At 67.6% G+C, this 13,831-nt stretch carries 11 protein-coding genes and 1 tRNA gene; 6 read left to right on the plus strand and 6 right to left on the minus strand.

Features of this window, described 5'->3' with window-relative positions; all coding sequences use genetic code 11:
- The first annotated feature begins 121 nt into the window (after nucleotides 1-121).
- Complete coding sequence (gene ppgS / locus BST42_RS18605; protein ID WP_083120797.1) at nucleotides 122-823, plus strand: polyprenyl-phospho-N-acetylgalactosaminyl synthase PpgS; 702 nt, start codon at nucleotides 122-124, stop codon at nucleotides 821-823.
- Complete coding sequence (locus BST42_RS18610) at nucleotides 820-1,158, plus strand: DUF2304 domain-containing protein (protein ID WP_083120798.1); 339 nt, start codon at nucleotides 820-822, stop codon at nucleotides 1,156-1,158. The genes ppgS and BST42_RS18610 overlap by 4 nt, the downstream gene beginning before the upstream one ends.
- On the opposite strand, the gene BST42_RS18615 is transcribed toward BST42_RS18610, so the two are convergent.
- Entirely contained in the window at nucleotides 1,155-2,087 is a 933-nt protein-coding gene (locus BST42_RS18615; RefSeq protein WP_083120943.1) for an NAD-dependent epimerase/dehydratase family protein, read from the minus strand. The two genes, BST42_RS18610 and BST42_RS18615, sit on opposite strands and share 4 nt — an antisense overlap.
- A gap of 38 nt (nucleotides 2,088-2,125) precedes the next feature.
- Between BST42_RS18615 and BST42_RS18620 the strand changes: the two genes are divergently transcribed.
- Entirely contained in the window at nucleotides 2,126-3,916 is a 1,791-nt protein-coding gene (locus tag BST42_RS18620; protein ID WP_083120799.1) for a hypothetical protein, read from the plus strand.
- Between the two features lie 27 nt (nucleotides 3,917-3,943).
- Entirely contained in the window at nucleotides 3,944-4,336 is a 393-nt protein-coding gene (locus BST42_RS18625) for a carboxymuconolactone decarboxylase family protein (RefSeq protein ID WP_083120800.1), read from the plus strand.
- On the opposite strand, the gene BST42_RS18630 is transcribed toward BST42_RS18625, so the two are convergent.
- A tRNA-Thr gene (locus BST42_RS18630) sits at nucleotides 4,324-4,399 on the minus strand. The two genes, BST42_RS18625 and BST42_RS18630, sit on opposite strands and share 13 nt — an antisense overlap.
- 23 nt (nucleotides 4,400-4,422) lie before the next feature.
- Nucleotides 4,423-5,637 (minus strand): DNA polymerase III subunit delta', encoded by a 1,215-nt coding sequence (locus tag BST42_RS18635; protein ID WP_083120801.1) that lies wholly within the window; start codon nucleotides 5,635-5,637, stop codon nucleotides 4,423-4,425.
- 93 nt (nucleotides 5,638-5,730) lie between these two features.
- On the opposite strand from BST42_RS18635, the gene BST42_RS18640 reads away from it, so the two are divergent.
- A complete protein-coding gene (locus tag BST42_RS18640) occupies nucleotides 5,731-7,332 on the plus strand; it encodes an adenylate/guanylate cyclase domain-containing protein (protein WP_083120802.1) in 1,602 nt (533 codons plus the stop codon).
- Here BST42_RS18640 and topA read toward each other — a convergent pair.
- The 3 genes from topA to BST42_RS18655 all read right to left on the minus strand — a co-directional run bounded on the left by topA (nucleotide 7,329) and on the right by BST42_RS18655 (nucleotide 11,183).
- Nucleotides 7,329-10,133: a type I DNA topoisomerase gene (topA, locus tag BST42_RS18645; RefSeq protein WP_083120803.1), complete on the minus strand. Its 2,805-nt coding sequence runs from the start codon at nucleotides 10,131-10,133 to the stop codon at nucleotides 7,329-7,331. The genes BST42_RS18640 and topA overlap by 4 nt on opposite strands.
- Nucleotides 10,134-10,246: 113 nt before the next feature.
- Entirely contained in the window at nucleotides 10,247-10,825 is a 579-nt protein-coding gene (locus BST42_RS18650; RefSeq protein WP_083120804.1) for a hypothetical protein, read from the minus strand.
- Between the two features lie 154 nt (nucleotides 10,826-10,979).
- Entirely contained in the window at nucleotides 10,980-11,183 is a 204-nt protein-coding gene (locus BST42_RS18655; protein ID WP_005138711.1) for a cold-shock protein, read from the minus strand.
- Between the two features lie 289 nt (nucleotides 11,184-11,472).
- Here BST42_RS18655 and BST42_RS18660 point away from each other — a divergent pair, with 289 nt between their 5' ends.
- Nucleotides 11,473-13,800 carry a DNA 3'-5' helicase SftH gene (locus tag BST42_RS18660; protein ID WP_083120805.1) on the plus strand — a complete coding sequence of 776 codons (2,328 nt, stop codon included), beginning with the start codon at nucleotides 11,473-11,475 and terminating at the stop codon, nucleotides 13,798-13,800.
- The last annotated feature ends 31 nt before the right edge of the window (nucleotides 13,801-13,831 follow it).

Below are 13,831 nucleotides of genomic sequence, written 5' to 3' on the forward strand. Positions count from 1 at the left end.
GTTGAATGGCGCGGCGAGAACGCCCGGCGCCGTACCAGGACGGCGGTCGATTGCCAGGAAGCAGTGTCAAGCGTGGCCGAAGGGATTCGAACCCCTGCCGTCAATACTCTGCGTGTACCTTGTGGACATCGACACGTCCTACCCCGACGCCTGGATCATCGTGCCGGCGTTCAACGAGGCGCAGGTCATCGCCGACGTCATCGCGGACCTGCGCCAAGTCTTCGACCATGTGGTCTGCGTCGACGACGGCAGCAAGGACGACACCGCCGACATCGCCTGGCGCGCGGGCGCCCACGTCGTCCGTCACCCGGTGAATCTCGGGCAGGGCGCCGCGATCCAGACCGGGGTGGAATACGCCCGTCGCCAGCCCGGTGCAGCGGTGTTCGTCACGTTCGACGCCGACGGGCAGCACCGGGTCAAGGACGTCCTGGTCATGATCGAGCGGCTGGGCAAAGGCGATGTCGACATCGTGATCGGCACCCGCTTCGCCGGGACCACCGTCAGCCACACCCCGCCGCTGAAGCGGGTGATCCTGCGCGCGGCGGCCGTGCTGAGCCCCAGCAGCCACCGGCTGCATCTGACCGACTCGCACAACGGCTTGCGGGTGTTCAACAAGACCGTGGCCGACAACCTCAACCTGACGATGAACGGGATGAGCCACGCCGGGGAGTTCATCACCCTGATCGTCGAAAATCATTGGCGGGTAACCGAAGAGCCGGTTGAGATCCTCTATACCGACTATTCGATGTCCAAGGGCCAGCCACTGCTGAACGGGGTGAACATCGTCTTCGACGGGTTCTTGCGCGGAAGGATGCGCCGGTGAACTGGATCCAGGTCCTGCTGATCGCGGCGGTGATCGCACTGCTGGTGTACCTGCTGCGGTCCCGCACCAACGCCAAGGCCAAGGCGTGGGTCAAGGTCGGCTACGTGCTGTTCGTGGTGCTGGCGGTCTACGCCATCCTTCGTCCCGATGACACCACGGTGCTGGCCAACTTCCTCGGGGTTCGCCGAGGCGCCGACCTGATCACCTATGCGCTGATCATCGCGTTCGTGTTCACCACACTGAGCACGTATCTGAGGTTCAAGGAACTCGAACTGAAGTACGCGCGCCTGGCCCGCGCGGTCGCCCTGGAAGGTGCGCGCACCCCGGAGCGCTAGACCCGGAAGTAGTCCACGGTGCGGGCGATACCTTCTTCGAGGCGCACCCGCGGCCGCCAGCCCAGCACCATCTCCGCTTTGCGGACATCCAGGCAGGACCGCTTCACGTCGCCGAGTCGCGCCGGGGCCGACTCCGGATTGTCAGCCACCCCGATCACCTTGGCCACCACCGTATGCAGTCGCCGGTCGCTGGTCTCCACGCCGGTACCGATGTTGAACCGCTGCCCGCACCCGCCCGTTCCGGACGCCCGTACGAAGGCGTCGACAACGTCGTCAACGAAGACGTAGTCGCGGGTGTTGGAGCCGTCGCCGTAGACCCGGGTGGGCCGGCCCGCCAGCAGCGCGCTGACGAAGATCGCAACGACGCCGGCCTCGCCGTGCGGGTCCTGGCGCGGGCCATAGACATTCGACGGTGCGATGAACGAGCAGTCCACGCCGTAGAGGTGACGGAAGGTGTTGAGGTAGACCTCGCCTGCCACCTTGCTGGCCGCATACGGCGACGCGGGATCGACCGGGGCGGTCTCGTTGGTGGGGAAGTTCGTCGGAACGCCGTAGATCGATCCGCCCGAGGAGGCGTGGATGACCTTGCGGACGCCGGACCGCCTGGCCGCCTCGGCCAGGCGCACCGTGCCGACGACGTTGACCGTCGCGTCGAATTCGGGCTCCTCCACCGAGCGGCGCACGTCGATCTGGGCGGCCAGGTGATGGACGACTTCGGGCTTGTGCTTGTCGAACAGGCCGATCAGGTCTGCGCCGGCGATGTCGGCTTCGACGAACTCGAACCGCTCGCTGGTGCCCGCCGCCGCCAGGTTCGCGGTGCGGCCCCGGCTCAGGTCGTCGAGCCCGACGACGGTGTGCCCGTCGGCGAGCAGGCGATCGACCAGAGTCGACCCGATGAAGCCGGCCGCGCCCGTGACCAGTACCTGCATGTCGGTCACCCTACCGACAGGTGAGTACAGTCGACGCGATGGCAGTTCCGACCCGGGTGGCGCGCATGCCACCGGTGGCTGCCGCGGCCGTCGCTCTCATTGCCGTTCAACTGGTGGTCCGCGCCATCCTGGCGTTCGGCGGTTACTTCTACTGGGACGACCTGATCCTGGTGGGCCGGGCCGGCACTCAGGACCTGTTGTCGACGTCGTATCTGTTCGACGATCACGACGGGCACGTCATGCCGGGAGCGTTTCTGGTCGCCGGGGTGATCACCCGGCTGGCGCCGCTGGTGTGGGCGTGGCCGGCGGTCAGCCTGGTGGTGCTGCAGCTGCTGGTGTCGCTGTCGCTGCTGCGCGCCTTGCACGTGATCCTCGGCTGGCGACCGGTGTTGTTGATTCCGTTGACCTTTGCCTTGTTCACCCCGCTGGGTGTGCCCGGATTCGCGTGGTGGGCGGCCGCACTGAACTCGCTGCCGATGCTTGCCGCGATGGCGTGGGTGTGCGCCGACGCAATCCTGCTGGTGCGCACCGGCAATCGACGCCACGCGATCACCGGGGTGCTGGTCTTCTTCGGCGGTCTGCTGTTCTTCGAGAAGGCGGCCGTCATCCCGTTCGTCGCGTTCGCGGTCGCCGCGCTGCTGTGTCACGTCCGCGGTGGCACCGCCGCGATCCGCACCGTGTGGCAGCGCGGCATCGCGCTGTGGGCGCCCGCGCTGGCGTTGACGGCGGGGTGGGTGGCCGTCTATCTGACCGTCGTCGATCACCGGCGCTGGAGCTCGGATCTGGCGATGACGTGGGACCTGTTGTCCCGCTCGGTGACTCACGGGATCGTGCCAGGGCTGGCCGGTGGCCCCTGGGAGTGGCAGCGGTGGGCGCCCGCCTCGCCGTGGGCGGTGCCGCCGGTGGCGGTGATGATCCTGGGCTGGCTGGTGCTTGCCGCGGTCGCGGCGGTGTCGCTGCTGCGTAAGCGGCGCGTCGGTCCGGTCTGGCTGGTCGCGGTCGGGTATGCGGTGGCCTGCCAGATCCCGATCTACCTACTGCGCTCGTCGAAGTTCACCGCCCTGGAACTGGCCCAAACCCTGCGGTACTTCCCCGATCTGGTAATTGTGCTGACATTGCTTGCGGCAGTGGCATTCTGCGCGCCCAACCGCGACACCCGATGGCTGGACGCCTCGCGCGCCCGCACCGCGGTGGTCACGGCGGTCGCCGTGGCATTCGTGGCCAGCAGCGTCTACTCGACGGCGACGTTCCTGACGAGCTGGCGGGACAATCCCGCACAGCCTTACCTGCAGAACGCGATCCGTGCGCTGGGCCAAGCCCGGGCGTCCTCGTCGGCGCCGCTGCTCGATCAGGAGGTCGACCCGCTGGTGCTGCAGCGTGTCGCATACCCGGAGAACCTAACAAGTCACATGTTCGCGCTCATTCGCGATCGGCCCGAATTCGGCGGTTCCACAACACAGTTGCGCATGCTCGACAGCAGCGGCCGGCTGGTGGACGCGATCGTCACCTGGACCCGCACGATCGTCGCGGGCCCGCAGCCCGGCTGCGGCTATTTCGTCCAGCCCGATGCGCCGGTTCGGATGCCTCTGGACGGGCCGCTGCTGCCCGCGGACTGGACCGCCGAGATCAACTATCTGGCCAACAGCGACGGCTCGATGGTGATGTCGCTGAACGAGGGGCCCGAAACCAAGGTGCCCGTGCACCCCGGGCTGAACCGGGTGTTCGTCCGGCTGCCCGGGGCCGGTGACGCAATCACGGTGCGGGCGTCGACCGCCGCGCTGTCGCTGTGCCTGGCATCTGGCCCGGTCGGGTATCTGGCACCGCACTGATCCCGGCCATGTGCCAAAGTAGTTTGCATGTCTAACTTGCGCGAGGATGGCCTACGTGTTTTCCGGGAGATGCTGCCCGGAACGCTGCCCGACGGGGACGTCGACTTCGGTGGCGGGTTTGCCCCCGAATTGATGGATATCGGTGTCGAGAGTGTGTTCGGCCGGCTGTGGACCCGCGAGGGGCTCAGCCGCCGCGACCGAAGTCTGGTGACGTTGGGCATCCTGATCGCACTGCGGGCCACCGAGGAGATGGACGCACACTTCCGCATCGCCCGGCAGAACGGCCTGTCCGAGGACGAATTGGCCGAGGTGATCTATCACGCGAGCGGCTACGCCGGGTTCCCGGCGGCGGCCACGGCGCGCAATATCGCCGCCGAGGCGCTGTCGCGCGATCAGGGGAACAAGCGTGGAGCCACCTAGGAGAATCGAACTCCTGACCTATTCATTACGAGTGAATTGCTCTACCGACTGAGCTAAGGTGGCGCGGCCTCGACCGAGCAGTGAGTCTACAGGTCCGAGCGCAGTGCTTGACCCACGGTCGCCACCATCGCATCGACGGCGAACTTGGGCTTGACGTTGATCGCCAGCGCCTCGCGGCACTCGAGCACCGCTTCGATGCAGCGCAGCAGCCGCTCAGGGGACGCGTGCGCCGCCAGAGCCGCCACCCGCTCGGCCATGTCGGGGTGATTCGGCGCGACCGAGCCCGCGCTGTTGGCCACCATCAGGGCATCCCGGAAGTACGTCGCCAGGTCGATCAGCGCACGGTCGAGCGCATCACGCGAGGCGCGCGTCTGCCTGGACTTCTGTCGCCGCTCGAGATCCTTGATCGCACCCGCCGATCCGCGCAGGGTTCCCGCCGTCCCTTTCCCGGTCCCGCCGGCACCCAGCGCGGTGCGCAGTTCGTCCGCCTCGGCCTCGTCGCGCCCCACGTTGAGGGCTTTGGCCTCGGCCTCGGCGGTGGCCACCAACTCCTCGGCGGCCGCGTACGCGCGCGACGGCGTCGCGGCGTCGCGGGCCAGGCTCAGCGCGCGGGATCGGCGGTCGCGGGCGTCGGGATCGGTGGCCAGGCGGCGGGCCCGCCCGACATGCCCTCCGCTGATCGACGCCGCCCACTGCGCCTCGTCGGCGGACAACCCGTCGCGATCGATCAGCACCTGCGCGATCGCCCCGGCCTGCGGCGTCACCAGCGCGACGTGCCTGCAGCGCGACCGCAGGGTGATCGCGATGTCCTCGGGGTCCACCGACGGTGCACACAGCAGGAACACCGTCGACGGCGGAGGTTCCTCCACCACTTTGAGCAGTGCGTTCGCCGCGCCCTCGGTGAGACGGTCGGCGTCCTCCACCACAACGATCTGCCAACGGCCGGTGCTGGGCCGCCGGGACGCGATCTGGACGATGGCGCGCATCTCGTGGACCCCGATGGACAGCCCCTCCGGGATGATCCGCCGGACATCGCCGTGGGTGCCGGCCATCGTCGTCGTGCACGCCCGGCACTCCCCGCAGCCGGGTGTGCCCTCAGCGGTGCACTGAAGCGCCGCCGCGAAGCACTGGGCGGCCACCGAACGCCCTGATCCGGGCGGACCGGTGATCAGCCAGGCGTGTGTCATGGTGCCGGTGACGGCCACATCGTGAGCGGAATCACCCCGGGCTGCTCGAGCGGCACCGACCAACTCCGCTTCCACGGCGCTTTGGCCCACCAACCGCGTGAAAACTCCGGACATCGCCTCAAACACTAGTGCGCAGCAACGACACAATCGCTGCCCACCGGGTTCTAGAGGTGCTGATCGGTCACTCTGTACCGATACGGTGGGTTCGTGACCACCGCGCAACTCAGCCCGGGGCGGATCAATGGATTCGTCCGGTGGGTCGCGCGTACACCGTGGCCGGTGTTCACGCTGGGCATGCTGCAGGCCGACATCATCGGCGCCCTGCTGGTGCTGGGTTTCCTGCGGTTCGGGTTGCCGCCGTCGGACCGGGTCATGCTGCAGGACTTGCCGACGTTGAACCTGGTCATCTTCTTGAGCTACCTGTTCATTTCGTTCGCCGTGGGTGCCTTCGTCAGCCTCAAGCTGCTCGTTCCGGTGTTCCGCTGGCAACGCCGCGACGCCCTGCTGGCCGAGGACGATCCGGCCGCGACCGAGACGGCGCGGCTTCGGGCGTTGCGGATGCCCATCTACCGCTCGGTGATCAGCATGACCAACTGGGTGCTGGGAGCGGCGGTGTTCATCGCCGCCAGCTGGCCGGTGGCCAGCCATGCCGCGCCGGTGCTGGCGGTCTCGACGCTGCTGGGTGCCACCGCCACCACGATCATCGGTTACCTGCAGTCCGAGCGTGTGCTGCGCCCGGTGGCCGTCGCCGCGCTGCGCGGCGGAGTTCCGGAGAAGTTTCACCGGCCGGGCGTCGTCCAGCGGCTGGTGCTGACGTGGCTGCTGTCCACCGGGGTGCCGCTGCTGGCGATCGTGCTGTCGGTCGTGGCCAGCAAGTTCTCGCTGCTGGCGGCCTCCGCTGACGCTTTGTTCACCCCGATCCTGTTGATGGCCGTCGCCGCGCTGGTGGTCGGGATGGCCGGCAATGTGCTCGCGGCCATGTCGATCGCCGATCCGCTGCGCCAGTTGCGCTGGGCGCTCGGGGAGGTCCAGCGCGGTAACTACAACGCCCACATGCAGATCTACGATGCCAGCGAGCTGGGCCTGCTGCAGGCCGGCTTCAACGACATGGTCCGCGATCTGAGCGAACGGCAGCGGCTGCGCGACCTGTTCGGCCGCTACGTCGGTGAGGACGTCGCGCGGCGCGCCCTGGAGCGCGGCACCGAGCTCGGCGGCCAGGAGCGTGACGTCGCGGTGCTGTTCGTCGACCTGGTCGGCTCGACTCAGCTGGCCGCGTCACGTCCGCCCAGCGAGGTCGTGAGCATGCTCAACGAGTTCTTCCGGGTGGTCGTCGACACCGTCAAGAAGCACGGCGGCTTCGTCAACAAGTTCCAGGGCGACGCAGCGCTGTGCATCTTCGGTGCGCCCATCGAACACCCCGATGCCTCGGGGGCGGCGCTCGCCGCGTCCCGCGAACTGCACGACGAACTGGTCGGCGTGCTGGGCCAGACCGAGTTCGGCATCGGCGTCTCGGCCGGGCGGGCGATCGCTGGGCACATCGGCGCGCAGGCCCGGTTCGAATACACCGTGATCGGGGACCCGGTCAACGAAGCCGCCCGATTGACCGAGCTGGCCAAGCTGGAGAACGGCCATGTGCTGGCGTCGGCGATCGCGGTCAGCGGTGCTTTGGACGCCGAGGCACTGTGCTGGAACGTCGGCGAGATCGTCGAGCTGCGCGGTCGCCGCGCACCCACGCAGCTGGCCCGGCCGGTGAACCTCCTGCTGCCCAGCGAAACCCGCGGCGAAATGGCCACCGGCTCAGGCGGTTAGGCCTTCTTCGCAGCCTTCTTTGCCGGTGCCTTGCGCGTCGTCTTCTTCGCGGCAGCCTTCTTCTTGACCGGGCCACGAGCCCGACGGTCAGCGAGCAACTCCGAAGCCCGCTCGTCGGTGATCGACAGGACATCGTCACCCTTGCGCAGGCTCGCGTTGGTCTCGCCGTCGGTGACGTACGGACCGAAGCGCCCGTCCTTGATCACCATCGGCTGGCCGGAGGCCTGATCGACGCCGAGCTCCCGCAGCGGCGGTGCCGCAGCACCCTGACGGCCACGGCGTTTGGGTTCGGAGTAGATCTTCAACGCCTCTTCGAGGGTGATCTCGAAGATCTGATCCTCGGTGGCCAGCGAGCGAGAGTCGGTGCCGCGCTTCAGGTATGGCCCGTAGCGGCCGTTCTGCGCGGTGATTTCCTCGCCGTTGGCGGGATCCACGCCGACCACCCGCGGCAGCGAGAGCAGCTTCAGAGCGTCATCGAGGGTGATGGTCTGCAGATCCATCGAGCGCAGCAGAGAGCCGGTGCGCGGCTTGGGACCGGTCGGCTTCTTGCCCTTCTTGGCACCCACTCCGGGGTCATCGTCCGGTGGCGGGGGCAGCACCTCGGTGACGTACGGGCCGTATCGCCCGTCTTTGGCCACGATCTCATGCCCGGACTCCGGGTCGACGCCGAGTGTCCGGCCCTCTTGCGGTGTGGCGAAAAGGGTTTCGGCCATCTCGAGGGTCAGCTCGTCGGGCGTGATCTCGTCATTGAGGTTGGCTCGCTGCGGTTTGGGCTCGCCGTCCTCACCGGTGATCATCCGCTCCAGGTACGGGCCGTTCTTGCCCACCCGGACCACGATGGGCCGGCCCTCTTCGTCGTCAAAGAGCTTGATGGAGTTCACTTCTCGGGCGTCGATGCCTTCGAGATTGACGCCCACCAGCTTCTTGAGGCCGCCGGCGCGGGCGATCGAATCCGCCACGCCGTGCTCACCGCCGAAGTAGAAGTTCGACAGCCAGTTTGTGCGGCGCTCCTGGCCGGTGGCGATCTCGTCGAGTTCGTCCTCCATGGCGGCGGTGAAGTCGTAGTCCACCAGGCGGCCGAAGTGCTGTTCGAGCAGACCGGTCACCGCGAACGCCACCCAGGACGGCACCAGCGCGCTGCCCTTCTTGTGGACATAGCCGCGGTCCTGGATCGTCTTGATGATCGAGGAATACGTTGAGGGACGGCCGATTCCGAGCTCCTCGAGCGCCTTGATCAGCGATGCCTCGGTGTAGCGGGCCGGCGGATTGGTGGTGTGCCCGTCGGCGGTCAGGCCGGTGGCGTCCACCCGCTGGCCCTGCCGCAGCTGCGGCAAGCGGCTCTCGGCGTCGTCGGCCTCACCGCCGGCCTGCTCGTCGACGGTCTCGACGTAGGCCTTCAGGAAGCCGGCGAACGTGATGGTGCGGCCGCTGGCGGCGAACGTGACTTCCCGCCCGTCCGAGGACGTTCCGCTGATCCGCAGGCTCAACGTGGTGCCACGGGCGTCGGCCATCTGCGAGGCGACGGTGCGCTGCCAGATCAGCTCATAGAGCCGGAACTCGTCGGTGTCGAGTTCGCGATGCAGCGCCCCGGGCGTGGCGAAGACGTCACCGGCGGGGCGGATCGCCTCGTGCGCCTCCTGCGCGTTCTTGACCTTGCGGGTGTACTGCCGCGGCGAGGGGTGCACGTACTCGTCGCCATAGAGCTGGCGGGCCTGATTGCGGGCGGCGTTGATGGCCGACTCCGACAAAGTCGTCGAGTCGGTACGCATATAGGTGATGTAGCCGTTTTCGTAGAGCCGCTGCGCGATGCTCATCGTGCGCTCGGCAGAGAACCGCAGCTTGCGGCCCGCCTCCTGCTGCAACGTCGAGGTCATGAACGGCGGGTACGGCTTGCGGGTGTAGGGCTTCTCCTCCACCGACGCCACCGACAGGCCGGCGCCCCGCAAACCGGTGGCCAGCGAACCGGCCGCCGTCTCGTCGAGCACGACCACCTCGTCGGGCTTGCGGATCGCGCCAAGGGAGTCGAAGTCGCGGCCGGTGGCCACCCGCTTGCTGTCGACGTTGACCAGCCGAGCGGTGAACCGCGGCGGGGTGGCGTTCGGGTCCGAGACGCTGGCGTCGAGCTCGGCGATCACATCCCAGTAGGACGCGCTGCGGAAGGCCATCCGGTCGCGCTCGCGTTGCACGATGATGCGGGTCGCGACGGACTGCACCCGGCCCGCGGACAGCTTCGGTGCGACCTTCTTCCACAGCACCGGGCTGACCTCGTAGCCGTAGAGCCGGTCAAGGATGCGTCGGGTTTCCTGCGCGTCGACCAGGTCGTTGTCCAAGTCGCGGGGGTTCTCGGCGGCCGCGCGGATGGCGGGCTCGGTGATCTCGTGGAAGACCATCCGCTTGACCGGGACGCGTGGCTTCAGCGTCTCCAGCAGGTGCCAGGCGATGGCCTCGCCCTCGCGGTCACCGTCGGTGGCCAGATAGAGCTCGTCGACATCCTTGAGCAGGCCCTTGAGCTCGGTGACCGTGCTCTTCTTCTCCGGGCTGATGATGTAGAGCGGCTCGAAGTTGTCCTCGACGTTGACGCCCAGCCGCGCCCACGGCTCGGTTTTGTACTTGGCGGGCACGTCGGCAGCGTTGCGCGGCAGGTCGCGGATGTGCCCGCGGGACGACTCCACGATGTAGTTGGAGCCCAGGTAACCGGCGATTTTGCGCGCCTTGGTGGGCGACTCGACGATGACGAGCCGCCGAACGTTGCCGTTGCCCCGTCCGTCGCCGCCGTTGCGGCGGGTTCCGTCGTCAGCCAACTGCCCTTACGCTCCACTTCTGTATGTCCGTCAGGTACCCCCAAACCCGCGGGCAACTGACAATTTCGCACTCTGGACCGGCCAACGCAAACCGACCCTCGCAGCGCAATCTCTCAGATCCGAGGCCACGCTGACAACGCTTCGATCTGATTCGGGGGTTCCCCGACGTTCTCTACCAGGCGCGATAGCCGTCGACGGCCACTGATTCTCAGTGCCGGCCGGGCGCCTCGGGTGCCGATCAGCGTGGGTGCGATCCCCACCCTCATCAACGCGGACGCCAGCGGTGAATGGGTGTCAGGGGCGTGCGGGTCGAGTCCGAGCAGATAGCGGTCGGCTTCGGGAACGCCGGATGCCAGCGTCCAGGCGCGCAGCTCCCGCGATCCGGGCAGCCACTGCGGTGGCACAGTCTTGACGGCCCCCCTGGTCCACTCTGCGGCGATTCCGGTCAGCCGCGCGTCCACGGCGGTGCGCACCAGCGGATTGTTCTCGTCGGTGCGGGTGATTTCGGCCGCAAGGCCGGTTTCGGTGATCATCTCCGCCAGCGCGTCGGCCCGCCACAGGTCGTCGACCACCACCGACAACCGTGCCCCACCGCCCACGACCACCACCTGTCCCGTGGTGGCGAGCAGCCCGGTGAGATCGGCGACCGCGGGCGGCACCGACTCGGCCGAGAAGAAGGACAGCTGGCTCACGAGTCGACAGTAAGGCAGTAGGTGACGAGCGGGAGGCAGCGCAGCGCTACGACTGACGACGGGCGTGGCGAACACAGCCCGGCACACCCACCAACGAAAGCACCCCCGATGCCCGTCACCGGGACTCGGGGGTGTTTCGTGATGTCGTTGTTGATCAGACGGCGCGAACGCCTGTGGCCTGTGGGCCCTTGGGGCTCTGACCGACCTCGAACTCGACCCGTTGGTTCTCCTCAAGGGTGCGGAATCCCGACCCCTGAATTTCCGTGTAGTGGACGAACACGTCGGCAGAGCCGTCCTCGGGTGCGATGAACCCGAAACCCTTCTCGGCGTTGAACCACTTCACAGTTCCCTGTGGCATCTTTCGTACTTTCCTTCTCTTCCAACCGGGAGCGGCCGACCGAGTTTTCGGCAGACCGGGCCCGTTCCGACCGCCATCCTTCGTGGAGTCGCCGGAACTCACCCGACCTACAACCCTCGCAGGAACCGCGATCGCAACGTCGATCCTGCGAGTGTTGACACACGAACACAGAAGCTGCGACCGCCCTTATCCAATCACGTCCAGAGCTGTTGCGACAGTCTCAGTGCTACTAACTGATGAACAATTCGATACAGGGGTGTTGATCGGTTTTAGAAAGGGCTGATTTCAAATGGTGAGTTTCGGCAGCGAGCTGCTTAACGCGGCGGTCGCAGGTGCCGAATCATCGCCCGCTGCGCTGCTTCACGTCGCCGAGCTTCCCGCCCGCCAGGCGAGTGCAGCGCAGTGGCCTGCCTGGGCTGATCCAGATGTGCTCCGCGCGTTCCATGCTCACGGGATCGCCGAGCCGTGGTCACATCAGGTGCAGGCCGCCGAGCTGGCGCACGCCGGGCGCCATGTCGTCATCAGCACCGGCACCGCATCGGGCAAGTCGCTGGCGTTCCAATTACCGATCATGGATGCGCTGGCGCGTGATCCGCGCGCCAGAGCACTTTATTTGTCACCCACCAAGGCGCTCGGCCACGACCAATTACGCACTGCCCATTCTTTGACCACCGCGGTGGCCACCCTGGCTGATGTCGCGCCGACGTCCTACGACGGCGACACACCGACCGAGGTGCGCAAATTCGCTCGTGAGCGGTCGCGCTGGCTGTTCTCCAATCCCGACATGATCCATCTGTCGTTGTTGCGCAACCATGCCCGGTGGGCGGTCTATCTGCGTGGGTTGCGTTACATAGTCGTCGACGAATGCCATTACTACCGGGGCATTTTCGGGTCCAACGTAGCCATGGTGTTACGGCGGCTGTTGCGGCTGTGCCAGCGTTACGCCCCGGAGTCAGGCCCGGGGCCGACGGTCATCTTCGCCAGCGCGACCACCGCGGCCCCGGGCGAGACGGCAGCCGAGCTGATCGGCCAGACCGTGACCGCGGTGACCGAGGACGGGTCACCGCACGGTGCCCGCACGGTGGCGCTGTGGGAGCCCGAACTGCGTACCGATCTGACGGGCGAAAACGGTGCACCGGTGCGGCGTTCGGCCGGCGCCGAGGCGGCTCGCATGATGGCCGATCTGGTTGCTGAGGGCGCGCGGACGCTGACGTTCGTGCGGTCCCGGCGCGGGGCGGAGCTGACCGCGCTGGGCGCAAGGGCCCGACTGGAGGACATCGCCCCGCAGCTGCTCGATACCGTGGCGTCCTATCGCGCCGGTTATCTCGCCGAGGATCGCCGGGAATTGGAACGTGCCCTGACCGAGGGTGAACTACGCGGGCTGGCCACCACGAATGCACTCGAGCTGGGTATCGACATCGCCGGGCTGGATGCCGTTCTGCTGGCGGGCTTTCCGGGGACGGTAGCGTCGTTCTGGCAGCAGGCCGGACGGTCGGGACGACGCGGTCAGTGGGCCCTGGTGGTACTGGTGGCGCGTGACGACCCACTGGACACCTACCTGGTGCACCATCCGGAGGCGTTGCTGGACAAGCCGGTTGAACGGGTGGTGATCGATCCGACGAACCCCTATGTCGTAGGTCCGCAGCTGCTGTGCGCGGCAACGGAAATGCCGTTGGACGAGGCGGAGGTTCGGCAATGGGAGGCCGAACCGGTGGCGGCTGAGCTGGTCGACGACGGGTTGCTGCGCCGGCGCGGCGGGAAGTACTTCCCCGCCGCCGGGCTGGATCCCCATCCGGCGGTGGACATCCGCGGTTCAGCCGGTGGCAGCATCGCGATCGTCGAGGCCGGGACGGGGCGGATGCTCGGGAGCGCCGACGCGGGCCAGGCGCCGGCGGCCGTTCACCCCGGTGCGGTGTATCTCCATCAGGGTGAGAGCTACCTCGTCGACTCGTTGAGCTTCGCCGACGGCGTGGCATTCGTACATGCCGAGGATCCCGGCTACACCACATTCGCCAGGGAGGTCACCGACATCGCGGTGACCGGGACGGGCGAGCGGATGCACTACGGCCCGGTGACGCTGGGTCTGGTACCGGTGTCGGTGACGCACCGGGTGATCGGCTATCTGCGCCGGCGACTGTCCGGCGAGGTGATCGACTTCGTCGAACTGGACATGCCCGAGCACTGCCTGCCGACCACTGCGGTGATGTACACGATCACACCGGAAGCGTTGGCGGACAGCGGGATCGAACAGCTGCGGATACCGGGTTCGTTGCACGCCGCCGAGCACGCCGCGATCGGGCTGCTGCCGCTGGTGGCCAGTTGCGACCGCGGCGACATCGGCGGCGTGTCCACCGCCGTCGGCGCCGACGGCCTGCCCACGGTGTTCGTCTACGACGGGCATCCGGGTGGGGCCGGGTTCGCCGAGCGCGGCTACCGGCTGGTCAGCACCTGGTTGGGCGCCACCGCAGCAGCGATCGAGGCGTGCGAATGCCCGCAGGGCTGTCCGTCATGTGTGCAGTCGCCCAAGTGCGGCAACGGGAATGACCCGCTGGACAAGTCCGGTGCTGTTTCGGTCCTCAGGCTCGTTCTCGCACAGCTGGCTGCAGGCGGTGCCTGACCGGCGTGCCGACCGACCCCTCGAACAATCG

Origin of the sequence: Mycolicibacterium rhodesiae, from assembly GCF_002086695.1 — a bacterium.
GTDB classification, from domain to species: Bacteria; Actinomycetota; Actinomycetes; order Mycobacteriales; family Mycobacteriaceae; genus Mycobacterium; species Mycobacterium rhodesiae.